This is a genomic window from Bordetella sputigena, from assembly GCF_965137885.1.
Classification (GTDB): Bacteria; Pseudomonadota; Gammaproteobacteria; order Burkholderiales; family Burkholderiaceae_B; genus Bordetella_C; species Bordetella_C sputigena.
On the sequence record NZ_CBCSCA010000017.1, the window covers coordinates 40902 to 62537 of the forward strand.

Sequence of the window (21636 nt, forward strand, 5' to 3'; positions counted from 1 at the left end):
ATGATGCATGCCGGCTAGATTGCGGAGTACTGCCATGACACAAGACCTGGAATTACGGGTCCTGACCGGTATCCATCAGGGGGCGAAATGTCCGGCGCAGGATGGCGCACTGATCGGTTCAGATGGCCGGTGCGACATTGTTCTTTGCGACGAGGGCATCGCCGATGAAGCTGCCCGTTTATGGCTGGGCCCTGAGACCTGGAGCATACGGTCGCCGCTGGAACCGCGGGACACGCCTGACGCGCTGGAGACCGTGTCGGAGTGCCCGGACATCAGGTTCGGCATGGCGCTCCGGCTCGGGCCCGTGCTGTTGAGCATCGCGCATGCTTCTTCTCCCTGGCCGGTACCGGACGAGTTCCCGGCTATCCTGCATTCCACCATCACCACGGACGCCGATCGCGCGGGCCCTGGCTCGACGGACCATCCTGCCGCGCCCGCCGACGAGACGGCCGATCCCACGCAGAGCGACGGCGGCCAGGCCGTCGCCGGGATGTCGGTGGCGCAAGGGGCTGGCGGCTTCGACAAACAAGCATACCGGCGCCCCAAGGGATCGGGCTTGCGCTGGGCGGTCGGCGGGCTGCTGGTCCTGCTGGTTTTCGGCAGCGTCGCCTCGTTTCCACCCAGCAAGGTACCTCCGACGACCCAGGTGCAAACCGGCCGCCCCCCCGATCCGGAAACGCTGGTGCGCGCACAACAGCTACTGGCCGAACAAGGCTACGCACCGCGTGTCAGGGCGAGCGCGAGCGCAAACCAGGAAGTCGTCGTGACGGGATGGGTCCGGGACGAGATGGAACACGACAGGCTCGCCACGACCTTGAGCTCAGTCTGGCCGCTTCCCGCCATGCGGGTGGCCAAGGAAACGCAGATCGCCGAGCGGATGCGGATGCACCTCAGGGATATGGACGTACATGCGGGCATTGCGCATCTGCCTGCGGGCGATCTCGAGATACGCGGCGTGGCCGGGTCCGACGGCGTACGGCAGGAGGTATATCGGCGCTGGCGTGACGATCCCTCGGCCTTGGTCTTCCCGGTCCCGGTAACGCTGTCGCTCGCCGCCGAACTCAGCGAAAGCTTCAACAAAGCGGTAGCCGCGGCTGGACTACCCGCCATGACGTCTATCTGGGAAGACAAAGCCTTTCACATCCGGCCCGGCACGCTGGACGCGTCGCAGCGGAAACAGCTGCAAGCCGTTCTCGATGCGCTGAATGGCCTGTACATGGGCGCCGTTCGTGTGGACGTCGACCCCGCGCAAGCGGCGGGATCGGCTCCGTTCCGGGTGCAGACGGTCGTGGGCGGCAAACAACCCTGGGTATTGCTGGAGGACGGAACCCGTATCGTGATCGGTGGCACGCACGGCGCCTACAGGCTGACCTCGGTTGAGGATGGCAGTGTGGTGTTCGACGGCCCTACCCCCACGGTGATTGCACGCTGACCCGCACTCGTGCGGTTTTTCAAGGATAACTGCCATGGCCCTGCCCCCCGAGCCTATCGATGTCGCGGAAGTATTAAGGTCGTTCGGCTGCGCGGCCGACCAGAAAAGCTGGTTAAGCATGCGATCCGAAGTGGATGCCATCCAGCAAGCCATGCAAACGCTGATGCGCGTCCAGCTTCGTCCCGGCGAGTTCGCCAAGGCAAAGGCATTGGCCGACGCCTCGACCGCGGCAAGGGCCATTCTCGCGGTGCTCGATACCGCCACGACTTCCGATACCGGACAGTTCCCCGCGCGCCGCTGACCGCGAACCCGGCGCACTTGCGCGCCGGCGACGGCCATGGGCGAATGATCAGGCCTTTACGACCCCTACTCACACGGAGCAAACCCGATGAACGTCAATGAAAATCTGAGAACCACCACCAACGCAATAGATCAGGAGACGGAGAAGGTCGACGCTTCGTTTCGCGAGAACATGAATGCACCCGCGCTGGACATCGCGAGCGCGCAGCGGTTCGCGCTCCTGACCGGCAACCTCAGCTTCAAATCCGCATGCGCCGCCGGCATGATCAAGCTGGTAGTCAGCTCCTGCAAGGACATCGTGCGCGTGGTTGGGACCTGAAAGATATTGTATCGGGCAACGTATCCGGCATCGCCTTGCGTGAAGCACACCACGGCATGTCTTCTTGATAAGCGCGGCCGCTTCACATCGGCTCGAACATCCGACCGCGCTAGCTTGCTCAATACATCGCACGCAATGCCCGTGAGTTAGCCGCATATTGCGCTTTGCATCGAGCTAAATACAAAGGAAGACATTTACGCCTAAGGTCGTATAACTCTGCACGCGCAAGCATGAGAGCCCTTGCAACAAACGGTGGAAAGGATCGTTCCCGTATGTTAATAATTGCTATATCCACGCGGACAACCGTTGCAAGATTGCACGACGCTGCAGTGGGCGTACGGAGGGAAGCTCGCCATGATCAGCTCTCAATCCTTGAAGCAAGGTGCTCGGCTGCTGCTTGTAGACGACAGCCCCGCGGACCTCAGGCTGCTGGTGCAGCTGCTGAATCAGCAAAACTTCAGGCTCATGGTGGCGCTCGATGGCAAGCAAGCGTACGAGCGAGCGACGACTCAACCGGCGCCTGAGGTCATTCTGATGGATGTATCCATGCCGCGCGTGGACGGATATGCGACATGTCGCCTGTTGAAGGGCAATCCTCGGACCGCGCACATCCCGGTGATTTTCGTTACCGCGTCGGCCGGACTGGATGAGCGGCTTAAAGGCTTCGATGCCGGCGCGGCCGACTATGTCCTCAAGCCATACAACCCCGAAGAAGTATTGGCGCGCGTCCGCGTGCAGCTTCACATGATCCGGCGCGCGGCCACATGCGAATCGGTGCAGCATGGCACACGCGATTCGCTCAACGACCTGATCCCCGGAGCAAACACATTTCCCCAAGTGCGGGTGGGCGCGATATCCAATGAACAAGCGATCGTGAATACCACCACGCAGTACCTCTCCGATCATCTGTGCGATGCACCGTCGCAGAAACACTTGGCTCGCCTGATAGGTGTGAACGAGAAGCGGCTGACCAGCGCGTTCCGCAATCTGCTTGGCAAGACCATCCACGACTATCTGCGTGATCAGCGTATGGAAAGAGCACGCACGCTGCTGTGGGAAGGTTCTTTGACCATCGCGGAGATCGCGGATCAACTCGGCTTTTCCAGCCCCGCCAACTTTGCTTCGGCATTCCGCCGGCAACTCGGCTGCAGTCCGGTGGCGTTCCGCCGTCATCTGGAAGGCCCGCCCGCGTCGCTGGCCAAGCTCGCCAACGAAAGATTCGCTGCGACGAACGGTATTTTTCAAAAGTTATGAGCGCGTTTTTAAAGGCGCAGTGGCCACGCATTGCCTAGGATACATATGTCGCTTCCGGATTCAACCGCCTACCCGGCGAGCGCATGCGAGAAGCCGTATCCATACAAGGAGACGACGTGAGCCATTCCACCATATCCGAACCGCGCATCGCCCCCAATCTGGATTCCGCACCGATGTCAGAGCCCGCGCGCGCCAGCCAGCGCAGTGCCCTGCCCACGACGTATCGACGGCCTTCGCACGTGCTGATCGTGTCGGATGACGCGTCGCAGCTGCGTACCACCACCGATTTCCTGCGCAATCAGCTCTTTCGCGTGACGCTTGCCTCCGGATGGCAGGGCTATTATCACGCGCAAGCCTGGCGTCCCGACATCATCCTCGTGGATGGTTCGATGCATGACATGGATCCATTCATGATGGGCAGGTTGCTCATGCAGACGCCCGATACGCAAGCCATCCCATTGATTTTCCTGCTGGAACAGGAAGGTCAGGCTGCCAGCCGCGAAGCATTCTCGCTGGGCGCTATCGACTGCATTACCAAGCCCGTCTATCCCGAGGAGCTTTTGGCTCGCATTTCGGTGCACTTGCGCAGGACGCCGCCGCGGGATGCAAATGCAGCGCTGCGCGTACGTGCGCCGGTGACGGAAGAGCTGCTGCTGCGCAATGCTCTGAATGCGATCGCCACCGACGTCGGCAGCATCCACACCGTACGCCAGCTTGCCCGGCAGATCGGCACCAACGAGCGCAAGCTGACGGCGCTGTTCAAGACCAAGATGGGAAAATCGGCGCACAAAGTGATCTTCGGACAGAAGATGGAAACGGCGCGGCGCCTGCTCGCACAGACGGGCATGCCTATCCGCGAAGTCGCCAATCATGTTGGTTTCCGCAGCGTGTGCAATTTTTCAGTCGCGTTTCATCGCGACCATGGCATCACGCCGTCCGGCTATCGCCGGCAGGCGCGCGCGACGGGCGGCAGCGCGGTAGCCGAAGGTGTGGACGATGCCATGGCAAACGACGCTGACCAAACCGGCAACTCGATGAACGGGTGATTCGCTCGGCACGCCGGCAGGCGCCGCCATACTCTCGAAGCGGCGTAGCGTCGCCAATATAAGCACCGGCGAGGCGGCCCGGGGCGTTGAACGGACAGCCCGCAACGCCTTTTAACGAAGCTTCCACCGGTGAGGAGCGAAACTTATGGATACCGATGCGGGCGCCACCCAATGCTCGTATCCAAACCGCGCACCGCAACGGTGTGTCCCCTTCAGTTTGTTCCGTGTCCGAGACATGGCCGCGCTTTACAAAAGCGTCTACCGTAAATGATTCGAGTCATACTTGCCGACGACCACCCCGTAGTACTGCTCGGCATGAAGAATGCCCTGGAAGTATCGGGCGATATCCGTGTTGTTGCGGTGGCGGATTCGCCAGACAGCCTCTTTTCATGTCTGTCCAAACACCCCTGCGATGTGCTGGTGACCGACTTCTCCATGCCAGGGTCGCAACAGCCGGACGGACTGGCCATGCTGCTTCAACTGAAGCAGAAATTCCCCGATGTCCGCATCGTCGTCTTGACCAAGATGGCATCGCCCGCGCTGATGTCGCCCATTCTGCAAGCAGGTGCATTCGCCCTGGTGGAGAAAAGCGCGGCGGTGAAGGAGATCGCGACGGCGGTCCAGCGCGCGGCCAGCAGGCGTACATACGTCACGGAGAACGTGCAACGCGAGTTCGCTGCCCTGGGTGTCCCACGCACACAGGTCGCCGAACCCGTGCAGTTATCCCCACGCGAGATGGAGGTGGTGCGGCTGTTCGCCCAAGGGTACAGCAACAATCAGATTGCCGAGATCCTGGGTGTCAGCGCAAAGACGACCAGCCGCCAGAAGATGGATGCCATGCGCAAACTGGCGGCACGCAACGATGCCGAACTTTATGCGCATGCTCGGGATATGGGGCTGGTGTAGGGACTCGTGTAGCGTGGGGGCGGGAGCGGCTCAGGCGCGCAGACCGTTTCCGGGTGGCGCCGCCTTGGCACTGAGGTTGGCCACGACAGGCGCGGCATGCCCGACGGTGGCCAGCTTCTCGCGCCAGCTCAGGGAAACGTCGACCATGCTTTCCACGGTTCGACGCAGCTGAGTGACGGTGGCGTCGGCCAATTCGAGGCGGCGGGTCAGGAGAACTTCGCCAGTGCGATCGTCCAATGATAAGGCGGCGCCTTCCGTTTCGTGGCCAAACGCATTGGCGGAGAGCATATCTCGGTACAGGGTCAACCGCTGATCTGTTTCGACGGGTTCTTGCCCTAATACCGCGTAGGCGTGCAGCATGTCTTGCGGATCATCATGTTCCAGCGTGACGGTGACGTCGTTATCGAATATCAGGTCAATGGTCCCGGATTCACCCAAGGTAAGCGGGACACCGCTTTCCTCTCCGAACAGCGCGATCAATTTATGCGCGTCCATGTGAGTCTCCGTCGGGCGATACCGTATTCATGAGCAACCTCGGCATATGATGGGACCGGTCAGTGGCATTGCCCAGGGTATGGTTCCTGTGCCGACGGATGCCCTATCAGTCGGTCTCTATGAACGGAATGGTGTATTCGCTGGCAAGGCGTGGGACGGCGACGTCCGCGGCGTCCTCCCGTTCGCAGACGGCGCGCGCCGCCAGCAGATCGCGAATCAGCAACGGGGGTTCTTCTTCGATGTCGGCGGGACATTGCCTGACCATTTGCTCCGCATACAGCGGCACCCCGCGAGCCTTTTCAACAATGCGACGGCGTATCTTGCTGGAAAGCCGTTTGTCCTTGCCGCGGAGAGTCACCAATTGAACCATCGCATCGCGACGCAACGGCGGCATGGTGATGGTCTCGTCGATCGGAACATTAAGATTCATGCCACGGCCGCACAACAGAATCATGACGGGATCACGCCGACGATGCTGCAGCAGGGAAGTCAACAACCCGCGCGTCGCGGCATCCGCCCATTGCGCGTCGTCAACGAGTATCAGCAGAGGTTGGCTGGGCGCATCGCCATCGAGCAGCAGATTGGACAAAGGCGCGACCAAGGCATCGACATCGGGCTCCGCCGGAGCGGGAGCAATCGCGCCGCTACGCTGGCCGACGAAGTAGTCCACCAGCATCGCGCTCGTTGCCTTGTCCAGTCCCACGCGATAGCCCAGCGACTCGATTGCACGCGCATAACCCAGTTCAGCGTCGTCCGCGGCTCTGGCGCCCACGCCATCCTGTACCGCGAGCCGGGACAGGAAGTACTCGTGGAAGGGATGGAGCGCCAGTTGGCGATTTTCCTGGTCGCATCGCAGGAAAGTCACGACGCCCCCGCCGCGCCGGACATATTCGGCGAAGACCTGGGCGAGCAGCGATTTTCCTATACCCTGTTCGCCGCGCAGGTACATGACGTGCGGGCGTTCGTTCTTGCGCAGGCTATTCCACCGGCGTACCAGGATATCGAATTCCGTCGTCCGCCCGAACATGCGATGCACGGTAATGGCTTGCGACTGGCCTTCCAGGACGCCCACATGCAGGCCATAGCGTTCATCGGGCCGCACCACAAAGCGATCGCTGAGGCGTGCTTGGGCGGCGTCCGTAAGCAGAGTTTCGCCCGATTCGGCAAGATAGGCCAGACGCAAAGCCCTTTGCCCGACCAGCATCATGGGCAAGGTGCCGTTATCCGGCGGAACGCGCGCGAGCTCCGCATGGATGCCCATGCCCAGCGAAACATGCGGCGATATTGCGCAGCGCCGGATGTAGCAGGCCAGGCGCGCGGCCGATTCGGTCGGGCGTTCATTCAGCGTGGGATAACCGAACAGGATCGCCAGGTTGCCATCGGCGCCCAGGCAGACCCGGCGGCCGGCGGCCTGCGCCAGCCGGACCAGTCGTTGACGGGCAGCTTGCACGCGATCGATGGTCTCTTCCCCGGGCACGCCGTCACCGTCATGGCCGATGGCGACCGCCAGGACTGCCAGGGGACGGGCATCGTCATTGGCGGACGAAGAGGCATGCACCGCGCGGTCGTTGGACACCGACACATCGAGCAGCGATCGCGTTTCCAGCGATGGCGTCGTTCCATAGTATTCGCCCATGACGGCGACACAATGCTCGTACGCTTTCATCGCCGATTCGCGACGGCCGGTATCTCGCAGCAGGCGGATCAGATCGCGATGCGCGTGTTCATCGCCGGGATGCACCTGCACCCACTGCCGAGCGCTGGCAAGCGCGTCCTGGATTCTGTCTTCCGCGCACAATTGGGCGATGTAAGCCTGGCGGCATTGCGAGACTTCCTGCGACAGCCGCGATTGCCAGCTCATGCGCCAGGCGGACAATGCCGCGTTGACCGGCGTGACCATGTGCTCCAGCAGATCGCCGCGATCATGGCTGAGCCGCTCTTCAAGCGTCAGCCGCGCATAGGCGCCGATTCCACAAAGCGCCAGCACGTCCACGGTAACGAGGTTCTGGTCCAGCGCCAGCATGCTGGACGTCGACAGGATGGCTTTTTCCATGGGTCCGAGCACGTGGCGAAGAACGCACAACGCATGCCGCAGATTCGCTCGCGCCCCCGATGCGCAGTTCGGCCAGAGCAGCTCGGCCAGCGCGGCGCGCGATTGCTTCTTGTCCAGGGAAAGTGCCAGCATCGCGAGCAGCAGCTTGGGTTTGCCGTAAGCGATCAACGGCGTTTTATCCACGCCGTCGACGATCAGCTGGAATTCACCAAGCAGGCAGATCCGAACGGGCCGATTCAGTATTTGAGACATAGGAATCCAAGTCGGCCGAATGCATCGAACGACCGTAGGCGTAAAGTTGGCGGCGCCATCCGGGCGCCGAAGCAGAGGGGTCAGGGTTGATACCCACGGTAACTTCCGGGCGTGTGCACGCGCGGCTTCGCGTTTGTTGGCATGCGACAAACGGGGCCAACATGGTCACCGAGGTAACGGGCGGTCGCCTTGCGGAGACCTGGAATGTGGCACCCACGCATGGAAACAACGTGGATTGCCAGTCAGTCGCCCCGACACCTTAATGTGTCGAAGTCTAGGCAACACGTAGCGCGGGAAAAATAGGAAATTTCTGAGCCGCGTATTTAGGGAAAGTTACTGTTCTACAGGCTCGGCATGCTGCATGGCGGGCCGGGCGAAGCACCGGGCAGCCCGCGACACGGTGCTTGGCGCACGTGACGGCGCTCATGATAGCGTTCATGCGGGCCCGCGCAGGAAGACACACGCGCAGCGCGGCGGCGCGACGGCTCGGGCCAGCGCGGGCACCGCGGCCACCAGCCGCCGCGTATAGGGATGGCGCGGCTCGGTCAGAACCTGTTCGGCGGACCCGTTTTCCACCCACTCACGCTGGCACATGGCGACCACGCGATGGACGAACGCGCGCCCAATCGAGATGTCGTGGGCAATCATCAGATACGCCACGCCATGATCGCACTGGATATCGAGCATCAGGTTAAGTTCGACGTGATCGCCGCGCACCCATTCCTTGAACTTGGAGGGGCCGTTGCCGACCGGATTGGTCAGGACGACGGAGGGCTTCAGGATATCGGTGCCGCGCGGCGGATGGGCCGCCAAGAACGGGGCTTGACGCACGTCAATGTCGTCCCTTCGCTTCCCGGTTGGAATGACCATACCGGGGTGAACGTAACGGACCCAGACCATGCGACCCGACATCCGATCCGAGCATTCCCCCCAACGCGGCCCTCAATCGGAGCCAGGCGTCAGCGGCATGCGAACTTCAGCCGCTTGGCGAACACTGGACAGGTCGCTACGGCACGCCAGCGCTTATCCACACCCCGCCGGCAGACTGGTTCGCGTGGAAACGCATATTTCCGTCGTCTACCTGGTGGGACGTTATGCCTATAAGTTTTGCAAGCCGGTCGACCTCGGTTTCGTGGATTTCACCGCCCTGTCGACCCGCTGGCGATGCTGCAACGCCGCAGCGAGGAGCAACCGCCGGCTGGCGCCGTCCATCTACCTCGGTGTCGTGCCGGTCCGCCGCGAGGGCCGCGTCTTCAAGGTCGATGTGTTGAAGCACGCGCGGGCGCGTCGCGAGGGACCGTCCCTGGCCGTCGTGTCGCGTCGCGACCGGGCGTTCGCAGCGGTGGAGTATGCGCTGAAGATGCGCCGCTTCGACACGGCGCAATCGCTTTCGGCGATCGCGGCGCGAGGGATGCTGCGCATCGTCGACATTGAACGGCTCGCGCAGCGGCTGGCCGCTTTTCATCTGCGAGCCAGCCGCAAGGTCCCGGCGCAAATATTGGGATCCGCACGACTGGTGCAATCCCAGGTCACGGACGTGCTGAGCGCGATCGAGCGCCTGGCACCGGGCGCCACGCCCGACGGGGTCGTCCCATGGTGCCGCGAGGCGCTCGCGGGACTCGCGCAATATATGGATGAACGGCGAGCGCGCGGCTTCGTGCGCGAATGCCATGGCGACCTGCATCTGGACAATATGGTGCGCCGCGGGAACACGGTGGAGTGCTTCGATTGCGTGGATTTCAGCGATGCCCTGCGCTGGACCGACGTCACGGCGGACATTGCTTTCGTTGTGATGGATCTGCTTGCGCATGGCAGGGGCGAACTGGCGACCCGCTTGCTGAATCGCTGGTTGAGCCGTACCGGCGATTATGGCGCCCTGGCGGGCCTGCGATTCTACGTCCTGTACCGGGCGCTGGTGCGGGCGTTGGCGGCGGCCCTGAAACCACGCGCGCGCCGGGATCGGACCGCCCGCGTCCCGATGTTCGAGACCTATCTCGACCTTGCCCGGCGTATCACGGCGCCGCCGCGGCCCATGCTGCTGCTGTGCCATGGCTATTCGGGTTCCGGAAAATCCGTGGCGAGCGAAGCCCTGGCGCCGATGCTAGGCGCCATACGCATCAGCAGCGACATCGAGCGCAAGCGTACCGACGCCCCCGCGCCCCTGCCGGGATCCTCGGCATCCTTGTATGAACGCACCGCCATCGACGGCACCTATGAGCGCCTGCGTGACCTTGCGGGCGACATCCTGGCAGCGGGCTACCCGGTGATCGTCGATGCGACCTTCCTGCGCCGCGCCCACCGGGCCTCATTCATGGCGCTCGCGGATACGCTATCGGTTCCGGTGTTCCTGATCGATTTCCAGGCCGATCCCCGACGCTTGTCCGCGCGACTGACACTACGAGCCCAGGAGGCGGATCAGCCGTCGGACGCGGATGCGGCCGTCCTGCGGCTGCAACGCACCCAGGCGGACACCTTGACGCAGGCCGAATGCGCACGAACTATCAAAGTCAGTACCGATGTCCCCTTAGGCATGTACGAAACGCCGCGCTTCTGGGATGAACTGCTTTACCGCACAGGCGCCTTCCGCGGCTGGCTTCTGGATGCGCAAGCCCCTGCCGGACGCCACGAGCCATAGTTCGCGGAGATTGCCGATGATGCCTTCCTCCATGTTTTTCCTTGCGCTTGCAACGGACTACGACGGCACGATCGCGCAGTTTGGCGCGGTGGACGCCGCCACGCGCAAATCCCTGGACACCCTCAAACGTACCGGCCGGCGCCTGATCCTGGTCACCGGCCGTGAACTCGCGGAACTGCGTCATGCCTTTCCAGCCCTCGGATTGTTCGACCTGGTCGTCGCGGAAAACGGAGCGGTCCTCCATGACCCCGCGAGCGGGGAGACCCACCTGCTGGCAGCGCCGCCCCCGAAGGGCTTCATCGAAAAACTGATCACGCGCGGCGTCCAGCCGCTATCCGTGGGAAGCTGCATCGTCGCGACATGGGAACCACATCAAGCGGTCGTGCTGGAGACCATCAAGGAATTCGGGCTGGAGCTGAAGATCGTGTTCAACAAGGGGGCGATCATGATCCTGCCAGCGGACGTCACCAAGGCCACCGGCCTGCGTGAGGCGCTGACGCGGCTGGACATCTCGCGCCACAACGTCGTCGGGGTGGGCGACGCCGAGAACGACCACGCATTCCTGCGCGACTGCGGCTGCGCGGCCGCCGTGGCGAACGCTCTGCCGGCGATCAAAGCGGACGCCGACGTCGTGCTGGAGGGCGACCACGGCGCCGGCGTCGGCGAACTGATCCGGCGCCTTATCGACGAAGACACGAAGCTGATCGCACCGCGCCGCCTGGGCTTGCGCATCGGCCTTGATCGCGAAGGGCGATGCGTGCGCATTCTGCCGAATCAGCATGTGCTGGTCATGGGGGACACAGGCTGCGGAAAATCGAGATTTGCGAAGATGCTCACCGAACGGATGGCACAGGCGCAGTTCGAGTTCTGCGTCATCGATCCGGAAGGGGATTATCACGACCTGGAAGATGCGGTCGCCATCAGCGAAGGTCCCGATCCACCCCGTAGCGACGAAGCGATCAGGCTGCTGCGAAAAACCGGGGTTAACGTCGTGGTGAACACAGTCTCCCTGGACCTGGCCGCACGCCGGAAACTGGTCGGCGACATTCTGGGCCCGATCTCGGCGCTGAAGGCGCGTAGCGGTCGTCCGCACTGGCTCATTGTGGACGAAGCCCATCAGTTCTTCTCCGGATCGGCGGACGGTGGGCCGCGGCTGCCCGCCGTGTTCCCGGCGACGCTGTTCCTGAGCGTCTGTCCTGAAAACCTGACAGCCGACATTCTCGGGCACATCGACGTGGTAGTCGCGTTCGGCCCCGCCGGTGTCGATAAATTCGCGAATTTGCGAGGCCTATTGGGATGCACCGCAAGGCCGCGAGGCGTCGAGCTTCACGATGGCGAAGCGCTGGTGTGGCTGCGCGACCCCGACCAGGCCCTGGTCGCCATACGGCCGGACGCCCCGCGGCAACGTCATCATCGCCACTTGGGCAAGTACGCGGTAGGCGACGTCGGCGCCTGGCATAGCTTCTACTTTCGCGGCCCCGATAACAGTGGCGGCCAGCGAGCCCGGAATATTTGGGAGTTCGCCACCATCATTCCCAGACTTGATGCCGCGGTGTGGGAACACCACCTGAGGGCGCACGACTATTCCACCTGGTTCCGCAACGTCATCAAGGACGAAGACATCGCCCGAGAGGCGGAGAAAATCGAAGACGATACGCATTTGAGCGCGATGGAAAGCCGTCATGCCATCTCCCGGATGCTGCTCGCGCGCTATGCGGCGCCGGCCGACACCGGTTGATACAGCGCTGCCGGCCCCTCCCCGATGCAAGCTCCGATGACGTGGATCAAGGCGTCGGCCCGGCGCGGGCCATAAGCTTTGTCGGGATATCCGCCTCGAATGGCTAAGAGCCTGCTGGGGGCGGCCGCTCAGGGGACGCGCATGCCTAGGAGAATGACAAGGCCGTTTGCCCTCGTCACCATGTTGGCCATTGCCGTGCTTCTTGGCACATGGCTGGCCGCCAGGGACGAGATCGAGACCACGACATACAGCGAATTCGAGCAGCGATTGGCCGCTGGCGATATCGACCGCGTCACCATCGTGGGCGATACGATTTCCGGACACTTGAAGAGTCCGGCGCCGGATGGCGCGCGAACTATCGCCGCTACCCTGGTCGAACCGCCCCTGGCGGATGAACTACGCAAATTCAATGTGCCTTTCCAGCGCGTCCCGCAGTCGACTTGGCTGGGTGGCTTGCTGTCCACTTTGCTGCCGCTGTTCCTCATCATCGCTGCCTGGACCTATCTGAGCCGCAAGATGAGCGGCGCCGGCAATCTGCTGGGACTGGGCGCCAGCAAGGCCAGGCTGTACATGCAGAAGGACATCGCGGTGAGGTTCACCGACGTGGCCGGGGTGGATGAAGCGAAGGCGGAACTACAGGAAGTAGTCGATTTCCTGCGTAACCCGCGCCACTATGGCCGGTTGGGCGCGCGCATCCCGAAAGGCGTGCTGCTGATCGGGCCAACCGGCACCGGCAAGACGTTGCTGGCCCGGGCGGTAGCGGGGGAAGCCGGAGTGGCCTTCTTCTCGATCAGCGGGTCCGCCTTCATTGAAATGTTCGTCGGTGTCGGCGCGGCGCGAGTGCGCGATCTGTTCGAACAGGCGCGCGCCAACGCGCCGGCCATCATCTTCATCGATGAGCTGGATGCCTTGGGCAAGGTACGCGCGCTGTTCCCGCTGGCCGGCGGACACGAGGAGCGCGAGCAGACGCTCAATCAGCTGCTCGTGGAGCTGGACGGTTTCGATCCCGCCGTGGGCGTCGTCCTGCTGGCGGCCACCAACCGGCCCGAAATACTCGATCCCGCGCTGCTGCGCGCCGGCCGCTTCGACCGCCAGATTCTGGTGGACCGGCCCGACCGCGCCGGCCGCCTGGCCATCCTTCGCGTGCATGCGAAGAAGATACGGCTGGCCCCCGGCACCGACCTGGACCAGGTGGCGGCCATCACCGTGGGATTCGCCGGCGCGGATCTGGCGAATCTCGTGAACGAAGCAGCCATCGTCGCAACGCGGCGCGACGCGGACGCGGTCACGCTGCAGCATTTCAATCTGGCGATCGAACGCATCGTAGCGGGAATCGAGAAAAAACACGCTTTGGTGAACGTCCGGGAGCGCGAACTGGCCGCCACGCACGAATTGGGACATGCGCTGACCGCCCTGGCGCTGCCCGGCGCCGACCGTGTGCATAAAGTTTCCATCATCCCGCACGGTATCGGCGCGTTGGGCTACACGCTGCAGCGTCCTGCCGAGGACCGTCACCTTCTGACCCGTACGCAGGTAACCGAGAAGATCATGGTCCTGCTTGGCGGGTACGCCGCCGAAGTGCTGGTTTTCGGCGAACCCTCCACCGGCGCGGCCGATGATCTGGCGAAGGCCACCGACCTGGCGCGCGACATGGTGCTGCGCTTTGGCATGGACGACGCCATAGGGCCGGTATCGTACGAGGGCTCGCCGGTTCTGACCGGCGCGCCCGCGGAACCCGCGGGCGCGTTGCCGCCGCGGCGTACATGGAGCCCGCACACCGCGCAGCAGATCGATGACGCGGTGCGGTCGCGTATCGAGGCAGCCCTGGAGCGAACGACGGCCTTGTTGCAGGCGCGACGGTCCACACTGGATCGGTGCGTCTCGGTGCTGCTCGAACGCGAGAGCCTGGACGAAGAGGATCTGTTGTCCCTGGTACAGGAACCAACGTCGATGAAAGCCGCGGGCTGAATGCGAGCGATCATGTCGCGCGCGGATGGCTGCTTATGGCGGAATCGCGCGCCGTGCTCCTGAACCGGCTGGCTCGGCCGTGTTTCCTGCTTGACGCAAATCAATGAGGGTGACCGCGTCGCGCGCGAAATTATATGTATGCGGCGGCACGATAGACCCGCCGCACGGTCCGTCGCACACCGAAATGCTCCAGCGACCCCTCGCACATCCAGGTGACATCATGTTCAAGCACATGCTCATACCCATAGACGGATCGAAATGCGCATCCGACGCGTTGCGGCAGGCCATCGAACTGGCGCGCGACATGCGCGCCAAGGTGACCTTGCTGGTGGTCACGGAGCCTTTCCGTTTGTTGTCCGCCGAGGCCAGCCAGATAGAACGCGTCCGCGGCGAGTTCGAAAAATTCCAGCATGAGCATGCCGCGCAATATCTGGGCTGGGCGCGCGAGTTCGCTCAGGGACATGCCGTCACCTGCGATACGGTGCAAGTCGAACACGACCAGCCGTACGTTGCGATCATCGATACCGCCAATAAATACGGCTGCGACGTGATCGCCATGGGATCCCATGGCTATGGCGGCGTCAAGGCGGTCGTGCTGGGCAGCGTCACGCAGAAAGTGCTGACGCATTGCCAGACGCCGGTGCTGGTCTATCGATGACCGATGCCCTACGGAGAAACGATATGTGGAAGGTAACCATTCCGCGCCACGCGTGGATCGCCCTGTGCAATGGCGGGAGAGGTCTGATCCTGCAGAACGACGGTGATTCCGCCAATCTGGAGCTGCGCACCGTCGCGTCTTACGAGGTCGAGTTGCCGCCCACGCGTGATCTCGGCGCGGCGCCACCGGGTCGGGTGACCGGCCCCATGGGCATGCCGCGCAGCGCCGTGGAAGCGCCGGACCTGCATGAACGCGCGGAGGCGGAGTTCCTGCATCGCTTCGTGCATGCCCTCGATGAACACACGCGGCGAATGCCTCAGGCGAGATTGATCATCGTCGCCCCGCCCCGCGTACTTGGGCGTCTGCGCAAGGCGCTCTCGCCGACGTTGCGCGACCGCCTGTTCGCCGAGATTCCCAGGAATGTAGCGCTGCATACCGTGGACGAGATCAAGAACAAATTGTCGGCCTGAGGATGAGCGCGGAGAGGATGAGGTTCTACACACGGACTGCAATTGCGCTCGTGCTGGCATGCGCGAGCCTCGCACCGGCCAGCGCCACGATCGCCGCGCCGCCCACGCCGGACGACCTGGCCGCGGCCTATCGCCGCATGGTGCGGCAACGGCTGTCGCCGCCCCCCAGCGAGTCGGCTTACTACGGTCTGCGTGCCTTGCTCATGCTGCGCGAGGCCGGCATCTACCTGGCCTCGCCGCAATATGTGGTTGTCGTGGACCGCAACCCGCATGTGCAGGCTATCTTCATATTCTGGCTGGATCCCGCGAAGGGGGAGCGCCTGATCGGGGCATCGCCGGTGTCCACGGGGCGCATAGGCCAATTCGATCATTTTCAAACCCCCATCGGGGTCTTCGATCACACCGTGCTCGACGGCGATTTTCGCGCCGAAGGCACGAAGAACGAATTCGGCATCCGCGGGTATGGAAGCAAAGGCAAGCGCGTTTTCGATTTCGGCTGGCAGGAGGCCGAGCGCGGCTGGGGGAACGGCGGTTCCGGCACGATGCGGCTGCAGATGCACGCGACCGATCCTTCGATCCTTGAACCCAGGCTGGGCAGCGTCCAATCCAAAGGATGCGTCCGCATACCGGGCGGACTCAATACCTTCCTGGATCATTTCGGCGTGCTGGACGCGGATTATGAAGCCGCGCTGGCAGCCGGCGAACGCGTCTGGGTCTTGCCGCCGGACCGCGAGCCGGCGGCCGGCGCGGGGCGCTATCTGGTCATACTGGATAGCGCGCGGGCGAATCGCCCGGCGTGGTCTCCACCGCCCCGCTGAATCAAGAAAAAACGCAGCCGGACCAAGGTGGCGGGCTGCGTCGATTCTGCGTCAGTGGCTTGCATCAGTGCTCAAGCCGCCGCGCGGGGGGATGGTGGGTCGTGCGCGACTCGAACGCGCGACCAACGGATTAAAAGTCCGCTGCTCTACCGACTGAGCTAACGACCCGACCGAAGCCCGCGATTATGGCCTATGAGGCCTTGCTTGTCAAAAAGCAAGTCCCCCGAGGCGGGGCGCGGCCCGAGGCCGCGTTTGGTGACCACCAAGCGGTGGTCACCCCGGTGATCACCCCGGCGATCACCAGGCAATGACCACCGAAGCAGCGATCACCAGGCTGCGATGACCGCGCCGTGGTACTTCGTCAGAATGAAATCCTTGACCGCCTGCGAGTGGTACGCGGCCACCAGCTTGGCCAGGTCCGGACGGTCCTTGTCCTTTTCGCGCACGGCCAGCACGTTGGCGTACGGCGAGTCGGGCGCTTCCTGCGCGATGGCGTCGCGCTTGGGGTCCAGGCCGGCCTGCATGGCGAAATTGGTGTTGATCGCCGATGCATCGGTGTCATCCAGCGAACGCGGCAACTGCGCCGCGTCCAGTTCGATGAAACGCAGCTTGCGGGGATTTTCCGCGATGTCCAGCGGCGTGGCTTTCAGGCCGGTGCCGGCCTTGAGCTTGATCAGGCCCTGGGTTTGCAGCAGCAGCAAAGCGCGGCCGCCGTTGGTGGGATCGTTGGGGATGCCGATGCGGGCGCCTTCCTTCAAGGCATCCAGGCTCTTCACTTTCTTGCTGTAGATGCCGATGGGGAAGATCACGGTCTTGGCGATGCTGACCAGCTTGTAGCCGCGGTCGGCATTGGCGTTATCCAGATAAGGCTGGTGCTGGTAGCTGTTGACGTCCAGGTCGCCGGCCGCGAGCGCGACGTTGGGCTGCACATAGTCGGAGAACTCGACGATCTGCAGCTTCAGGCCCTGCTTGGCGGCCTGTTCTTTTACAACTTCCATGATTTCCGCATGGGGCCCGCCGGTCACGCCCACCTTGAGCGGCTTGTCCTGCGCGGTAGCGGACGACGTTGCAGCCACGCCGGCCGCCAGGGCCAGCACGGCGAATATCTTGATGAAGTTCAGCTTCATGATTGCTTGGATTCCTCGGATTGCGATTTGACCGCGGCGCGGGCGCCGTTACGACGATGCGACGCGCGGCCGATTAACGATGCGACATGCGGCGGACCGCCCAGTCGCCAAGACTCTGCATCACCTGCACCAGCACGATCAGCACGACCACTACCGCCGTCATCACCTCGGTCTGGAAGCGCTGATAGCCATAACGAATCGCCAGATCGCCCAGTCCGCCGCCACCGATGACGCCGGCCATCGCGGAATAGCCGATCAGGCTGACGAAGGTGACCATGACACCGGCCACGAGGCCGGGCAAGGCCTCGGGCAGCAGCACCTTCATGATGATCTGCGCGGGCGAGGCACCCATCGCGCGGGCGGCCGTGATCAAGCCCGGATCGACCTCGCGCAAGGCGTTTTCGGCGATACGCGCCATGAAGGGGATGGCGGCCACCGACAGCGGAACGATGGCCGCCGTCGTGCCGATGGACGTCTGCGCGACCAGGCGGGTGAACGGAATGATGAAGACCATCAGGATGATGAAAGGCAGGGACCGCGTCGCATTGACGACGGCCGCCAGCACGCGGTTCACGCTCAGGCGTTGCAGCATGGCGCCGCGGCTGGTGACCACCAGGATCACTCCGATGGGTATGCCGAGCAGCACCGCGATGGCGCCGGATACGCCGACCATCAATAGCGTTTCAATCAGCGAAGTGGTCAGTGCGTCTATCAGTTGTTGCGGGCTCATGGGCAAGCTCTTGTACGGCGACGGCACGCGTCGCCAGGTCATTCGAGGCCAGGTCCAGGGACTGCGGCGCGCCTTGGACCAGGACGAAAGCCGTACCCACGGCGATGCCCTGTACGTCCTCGATGCGGGCCTGGATCAGGCTGACGTCCAGTGAAAATTGGCGGGAAAGACGGGAGATCACCTCGCTGGCGCCCTGGCTCCCGCCCAGGGACAGCCGCAGCAGGCGGACCGCGGAATCGGGCCGTGCCGCGACAGCGTCGCGCATGCGCGACCGCAAGGCCGACAAGGTGGCGTCGGTAAGGTCGCTGGCCGTCGCCGCCGACACCATGGACTTGGTGATGTCGTGGCGCGGCGTGGCGAAGATTTCGGCGGCGCTGCCCATTTCCACGATCTGGCCTTCGGACAACACCGCGACGCGGTCGCAGACTTCGCGCACCACTTCCATCTGGTGGGTGATCATCACCACCGTGACGCCGGTCTGGCGATTGATATCGCGCAGCAGCGAAAGAATATTGTGGGTGGTTTCGGGATCCAGCGCGGACGTAGCCTCGTCGCTGAGCAGCACATCCGGCTCGTTGGCCAATGCGCGCGCGATACCCACGCGCTGCTTCTGGCCGCCGCTGATCTGGGCGGGGTAGCGGTGCGCCAGATGCTCCAGGCCCACCAGCTTCAGCAGGCGGTCGACACGGGCGGGAATGTCGCCCCGCGGCACGCCGGCGATTTCCAGCGGCAAGGCGACATTGCCATAGACGGTGCGGCGTGCCAGCAGATTGAAGCCCTGGAACACCATGCCGATGCGGCGCCTTTGCTGCCGCAACTGGTCTTCGGGCAGGCCCGTCAGGCATTGAGCGCCGATCGCGATCGTGCCTTCATCCGGCCGTTCCAGCAGATTGATGCACTGGACCAGCGTGCTTTTGCCGGCGCCGCTGGGACCGATGATGCCGAAGACTTCACCCTGCGCGATATCCAGGGTGATGCCGCGCAGGGCTTCGAATCGGCCATGCGGCGTCGCATAGGTCTTGTTGAGGTTTTTTATGTGAATCATGGCGCGACGACATTGTGAACGAGCGCGATACGTAGCAGAACGACAGTTTCGTGCCAGCTTTATAACTTTTGATTATAAATCGCGCGTAAATGCCGCCCTGCCCCTGTGGGGAGAGCGTGATCGGCGTACGGTCTCAGCGGGCCCGTGAAATCCGGACTTCCGCGCCGCGACGCTTGACCTCCAGCCCTTCGGACGGAAGGATGCGCAGGCCTTCCAGGCCTTTGATGTAACTGGACCCCTGCATTTGCATGACGCGGATCTTGTTGCGCATGACCACGGGGTTGTGCATGGGCATGCCGAACATCCAGACCTCATCCAGGATGCGGGCGGAGTTGAATTCACCCGTGTGGTGCGCCGCCGGTCCCAGGCATAGCATGTGGCCCTCGCGGCCGAAGACCGGGTACTGGCCGAAGTCGCACGTCACGGTCCAGACCGAGCCGCCTTCGTAACGGTGGCCGGTGTTCAGGTCCCACCAGGCCTCTCCCTTGGGCAGGTAGACGCGGACTTCGTTGCCGGGCTTGACGATGGGCGCGACGAGTAGCGCGGGGCCCAGCAGATACTGCAGGTCCCAGGCATGCGCCTCCGCGTCGCCGGGAAAAGCCATGGCCATGGAGCGTTGCACCGGCAGGCCGGTACGCACCGCGTCTTCGACCGCGCCCAGCACGTAGGGGATCAGCCGATAGCGCCATTGCAGCCAGGTGCGCGCATGCGCCAGGGTTTCTTCGCCGAAAGCCCAGGGCAGCAGCTTTTCCACGCCCTCGAAAATCAGGTTGGAAGAGAACACCCCGAAGGTCAGCCAGCGCAGATAGAGCTCCGGCGTCATCGCGTCCATGGGAGCGGTGGCATTGCCGATGGCATGGACTTGCACGGGCAGCCCACTGGCGCCGATGGACAGGGCGGTGCGCAGCGTGTGCTCCAGCCCTTGCCAATCGTTGCTGACGCGCGGGCCGTTCTGCCAGGGCAGGCGTTGCGCCGCGGGGAAGAGATCGGTGCTGGGCACCACGCCTTCCGGCGGCACTTTGTGGCCGGCCACGGCGTCGAACAGGGCGCGCCGCGCCAGCAAGGGATAGATGGTGCGCAAGGCGGGACCGGATTCGCCACCGCGCGCGGTGATGCCATCGGGGATGGCCAGCTGGATATCGCAGGCCGGCGCGTCCAGGCCATCGTCGATCAACTGGCGCTGGCGGTCCGCCCACAGCGCATAGACGTCGCGGTTGGTCAGGTCGAGCAGCCCGAAAGGCTGGCCCGCCGATGCCGCGGTGCCGTCGAACACCTGCGCGTTGCCGTCGTCGCGGGCCAGCAGCCAGCCGCGGTCTTCCAGTTCTTCGAACAGCGGCGTGTGGCGCAGGATCCCGGGGAAACCGGGCGCGCAGACGTGCACGTGATGTTTGTGGAACAAGGCGAAGAGCTGACGCGCATCCGGAAAGCGCGCCGCATCCCATTCGAGCTGGGGTTTGTCGGCCTGGAACGCCCAGGCCGCGGGCGCGGCAAGTTGCACGGCATCCAGCGGCAGATCCTGGGCGCGCATGCGCTCGATCAGCGCCGTGGTCTGCGTCGCCATTTCGCCTTCGGCCTGGCGCAGCCAGACACCCATGGCCCACAGCACGGGCTGGCCGGCGCGACCGGTCAAGGCGGTGTATTGATTGAGGATTTCGACCGGCTCGCCGACGAACAGGAACAGGTCCAGTACCGCGCCGTCCACCGTGACGACGTAGGCGCTGTCGGCCGGCTCCACGCCCAGCGCGTGCTGCACGCGCCGCACGGTGTTGACGTAGACGCCCCAGCCCTTGGGGCTCCAGGCCAGCGGCAGGGCGCGGTGTTCCGGATCGTCCGACACGACGTTTTCGTCGCGGCGGTTCAGGTCGCCGGGCGTTTCGCCCAGGCCATAGATACGATCGCCCGCATCCAGGGCAAAGCTGACGGTCCAGACCGCTTCGTCCGCTTCGTCCAGCGCGTTGTGGCCGAATCCAGGGGCATGTTCGGAATCGTCGGACACGAAAACCTGGGTGTCGCCTTTGAATAGCGCCACGCGCACCGGATCCGTCGATATTTCCAGCGCGGTATCGCCCTGGGTGATGCGCCAGCCGCCGCCGTCGCGCGGCGCGACCGTGGCTTCTCCCACGGCCTCCTGGCGGGCCAGCAGCATTTCGGCAATGGCCTTTTCACGCATGCCGGGCTTGTCATCCGACAGTGCATGCGGATGTCCACAGCGGATCCGGAAAACGCCCGGCGCGTGCGGCTCGACCACAAAACGCAAACCGTCGCCCGTATCGAAATCAATTCGGCTTGGGCGAGCGGTCAACAGCTCGACGCTTTCGAGCTGGTTTGTATGCGCAAAATCGAACTTGGGCGGCACCTAGCATCCCCCGCTTAGCCAAAAAGCACCAAAA

19 protein-coding genes and 1 tRNA gene are annotated in these 21636 nt (G+C 63.7%); 12 read left to right on the top strand and 8 right to left on the bottom strand.

What is annotated here, in order from left to right; genetic code table 11:
- Nucleotides 1–7 precede the first annotated feature (7 nt).
- The 6 genes from sctD (at nucleotide 8) to ACNA0R_RS24710 (ending at nucleotide 5257) form a co-directional block, all read left to right on the top strand.
- Nucleotides 8–1432 carry a type III secretion system inner membrane ring subunit SctD gene (gene sctD / locus ACNA0R_RS24685; protein WP_415828712.1) on the top strand — a complete coding sequence of 475 codons (1425 nt, stop codon included), beginning with the start codon at nucleotides 8–10 and terminating at the stop codon, nucleotides 1430–1432.
- 34 nt (nucleotides 1433–1466) lie between these two features.
- Nucleotides 1467–1733 (top strand): hypothetical protein, encoded by a 267-nt coding sequence (locus ACNA0R_RS24690; protein WP_415828713.1) that lies wholly within the window; start codon nucleotides 1467–1469, stop codon nucleotides 1731–1733.
- Nucleotides 1734–1820: 87 nt separating this feature from the next.
- Nucleotides 1821–2051 (top strand): hypothetical protein, encoded by a 231-nt coding sequence (locus tag ACNA0R_RS24695; protein ID WP_415828714.1) that lies wholly within the window; start codon nucleotides 1821–1823, stop codon nucleotides 2049–2051.
- Nucleotides 2052–2405: 354 nt separating this feature from the next.
- Nucleotides 2406–3305, top strand: coding sequence for a response regulator transcription factor (locus ACNA0R_RS24700; protein WP_415828715.1), 900 nt, complete (start codon nucleotides 2406–2408; stop codon nucleotides 3303–3305).
- Nucleotides 3306–3421: 116 nt separating this feature from the next.
- Entirely contained in the window at nucleotides 3422–4351 is a 930-nt protein-coding gene (locus ACNA0R_RS24705; protein WP_415828716.1) for a helix-turn-helix domain-containing protein, read from the top strand.
- 267 nt (nucleotides 4352–4618) lie between these two features.
- A complete protein-coding gene (locus ACNA0R_RS24710; RefSeq protein WP_415828717.1) occupies nucleotides 4619–5257 on the top strand; it encodes a response regulator in 639 nt (212 codons plus the stop codon).
- A 30-nt stretch (nucleotides 5258–5287) separates the two neighbouring features.
- Here ACNA0R_RS24710 and ACNA0R_RS24715 read toward each other — a convergent pair whose 3' ends face one another.
- From ACNA0R_RS24715 to ACNA0R_RS24725, 3 genes are all read right to left on the bottom strand, one after another.
- On the bottom strand, nucleotides 5288–5752 hold the full coding sequence (locus ACNA0R_RS24715; protein ID WP_415828719.1) for a type III secretion system chaperone: 465 nt from the start codon (nucleotides 5750–5752) through the stop codon (nucleotides 5288–5290).
- Nucleotides 5753–5858: 106 nt separating this feature from the next.
- Nucleotides 5859–8057 (bottom strand): AAA family ATPase, encoded by a 2199-nt coding sequence (locus ACNA0R_RS24720; RefSeq protein ID WP_415828720.1) that lies wholly within the window; start codon nucleotides 8055–8057, stop codon nucleotides 5859–5861.
- A 435-nt stretch (nucleotides 8058–8492) separates the two neighbouring features.
- Nucleotides 8493–8957 carry an ABC transporter ATP-binding protein gene (locus ACNA0R_RS24725; RefSeq protein WP_415828721.1) on the bottom strand — a complete coding sequence of 155 codons (465 nt, stop codon included), beginning with the start codon at nucleotides 8955–8957 and terminating at the stop codon, nucleotides 8493–8495.
- Between the two features lie 154 nt (nucleotides 8958–9111).
- Here ACNA0R_RS24725 and ACNA0R_RS24730 point away from each other — a divergent pair, with 154 nt between their 5' ends.
- The 6 genes from ACNA0R_RS24730 to ACNA0R_RS24755 all read left to right on the top strand — a co-directional run bounded on the left by ACNA0R_RS24730 (nucleotide 9112) and on the right by ACNA0R_RS24755 (nucleotide 16344).
- Nucleotides 9112–10692 (top strand): bifunctional aminoglycoside phosphotransferase/ATP-binding protein, encoded by a 1581-nt coding sequence (locus tag ACNA0R_RS24730; protein WP_415828722.1) that lies wholly within the window; start codon nucleotides 9112–9114, stop codon nucleotides 10690–10692.
- Between the two features lie 16 nt (nucleotides 10693–10708).
- Nucleotides 10709–12430, top strand: coding sequence for an HAD hydrolase family protein (locus ACNA0R_RS24735; RefSeq protein ID WP_415828723.1), 1722 nt, complete (start codon nucleotides 10709–10711; stop codon nucleotides 12428–12430).
- Between the two features lie 153 nt (nucleotides 12431–12583).
- Nucleotides 12584–14398 (top strand): ATP-dependent zinc metalloprotease FtsH, encoded by a 1815-nt coding sequence (gene ftsH / locus ACNA0R_RS24740; RefSeq protein ID WP_415828724.1) that lies wholly within the window; start codon nucleotides 12584–12586, stop codon nucleotides 14396–14398.
- 220 nt (nucleotides 14399–14618) lie between these two features.
- Nucleotides 14619–15056, top strand: a complete 438-nt coding sequence (locus ACNA0R_RS24745) for a universal stress protein (protein ID WP_415828725.1) — start codon at nucleotides 14619–14621, stop codon at nucleotides 15054–15056.
- Nucleotides 15057–15079: 23 nt separating this feature from the next.
- A complete protein-coding gene (locus tag ACNA0R_RS24750) occupies nucleotides 15080–15526 on the top strand; it encodes a host attachment family protein (protein WP_415828726.1) in 447 nt (148 codons plus the stop codon).
- Nucleotides 15527–15576: 50 nt separating this feature from the next.
- A complete protein-coding gene (locus ACNA0R_RS24755) occupies nucleotides 15577–16344 on the top strand; it encodes a L,D-transpeptidase (protein WP_415828727.1) in 768 nt (255 codons plus the stop codon).
- A gap of 92 nt (nucleotides 16345–16436) precedes the next feature.
- On the opposite strand, the gene ACNA0R_RS24760 is transcribed toward ACNA0R_RS24755, so the two are convergent.
- The 5 genes from ACNA0R_RS24760 to ACNA0R_RS24780 form a co-directional block, all read right to left on the bottom strand.
- Nucleotides 16437–16512, bottom strand: a tRNA-Lys gene (locus ACNA0R_RS24760).
- 158 nt (nucleotides 16513–16670) lie between these two features.
- Nucleotides 16671–17471 carry a MetQ/NlpA family ABC transporter substrate-binding protein gene (locus ACNA0R_RS24765; RefSeq protein ID WP_415828728.1) on the bottom strand — a complete coding sequence of 267 codons (801 nt, stop codon included), beginning with the start codon at nucleotides 17469–17471 and terminating at the stop codon, nucleotides 16671–16673.
- A gap of 73 nt (nucleotides 17472–17544) precedes the next feature.
- Entirely contained in the window at nucleotides 17545–18201 is a 657-nt protein-coding gene (locus ACNA0R_RS24770; RefSeq protein ID WP_415828729.1) for a methionine ABC transporter permease, read from the bottom strand.
- The gene (locus tag ACNA0R_RS24775; protein WP_415828730.1) at nucleotides 18155–19246 is read right to left on the bottom strand and encodes a methionine ABC transporter ATP-binding protein; all 1092 of its coding nucleotides are present in this window, start codon (nucleotides 19244–19246) and stop codon (nucleotides 18155–18157) included. The genes ACNA0R_RS24770 and ACNA0R_RS24775 overlap by 47 nt, the downstream gene beginning before the upstream one ends.
- 133 nt (nucleotides 19247–19379) lie before the next feature.
- Nucleotides 19380–21602 carry a glycoside hydrolase family 31 protein gene (locus ACNA0R_RS24780; RefSeq protein ID WP_415828731.1) on the bottom strand — a complete coding sequence of 741 codons (2223 nt, stop codon included), beginning with the start codon at nucleotides 21600–21602 and terminating at the stop codon, nucleotides 19380–19382.
- Nucleotides 21603–21636: the final 34 nt, after the last annotated feature.

Excerpts from the sequence above, each read along its gene's own strand:
- sctD (WP_415828712.1), top strand. The coding sequence starts at position 8 with ATGCCGGCTAGATTGCGGAGTACTGCCATGACACAAGACCTGGAATTA.
- ACNA0R_RS24690 (WP_415828713.1), top strand. The coding sequence starts at position 1,467 with ATGGCCCTGCCCCCCGAGCCTATCGATGTCGCGGAAGTATTAAGGTCG.
- ACNA0R_RS24695 (WP_415828714.1), top strand. The coding sequence starts at position 1,821 with ATGAACGTCAATGAAAATCTGAGAACCACCACCAACGCAATAGATCAG.
- ACNA0R_RS24700 (WP_415828715.1), top strand. The coding sequence starts at position 2,406 with ATGATCAGCTCTCAATCCTTGAAGCAAGGTGCTCGGCTGCTGCTTGTA.
- ACNA0R_RS24710 (WP_415828717.1), top strand. The coding sequence starts at position 4,619 with ATGATTCGAGTCATACTTGCCGACGACCACCCCGTAGTACTGCTCGGC.
- ACNA0R_RS24715 (WP_415828719.1), bottom strand. The coding sequence starts at position 5,752 with ATGGACGCGCATAAATTGATCGCGCTGTTCGGAGAGGAAAGCGGTGTC.
- ACNA0R_RS24720 (WP_415828720.1), bottom strand. The coding sequence starts at position 8,057 with ATGTCTCAAATACTGAATCGGCCCGTTCGGATCTGCCTGCTTGGTGAA.
- ACNA0R_RS24725 (WP_415828721.1), bottom strand. The coding sequence starts at position 8,957 with ATGGTCTGGGTCCGTTACGTTCACCCCGGTATGGTCATTCCAACCGGG.
- ACNA0R_RS24735 (WP_415828723.1), top strand. The coding sequence starts at position 10,709 with ATGATGCCTTCCTCCATGTTTTTCCTTGCGCTTGCAACGGACTACGAC.
- ftsH (WP_415828724.1), top strand. The coding sequence starts at position 12,584 with ATGACAAGGCCGTTTGCCCTCGTCACCATGTTGGCCATTGCCGTGCTT.
- ACNA0R_RS24745 (WP_415828725.1), top strand. The coding sequence starts at position 14,619 with ATGTTCAAGCACATGCTCATACCCATAGACGGATCGAAATGCGCATCC.
- ACNA0R_RS24750 (WP_415828726.1), top strand. The coding sequence starts at position 15,080 with ATGTGGAAGGTAACCATTCCGCGCCACGCGTGGATCGCCCTGTGCAAT.
- ACNA0R_RS24765 (WP_415828728.1), bottom strand. The coding sequence starts at position 17,471 with ATGAAGCTGAACTTCATCAAGATATTCGCCGTGCTGGCCCTGGCGGCC.
- ACNA0R_RS24770 (WP_415828729.1), bottom strand. The coding sequence starts at position 18,201 with ATGAGCCCGCAACAACTGATAGACGCACTGACCACTTCGCTGATTGAA.
- ACNA0R_RS24775 (WP_415828730.1), bottom strand. The coding sequence starts at position 19,246 with ATGATTCACATAAAAAACCTCAACAAGACCTATGCGACGCCGCATGGC.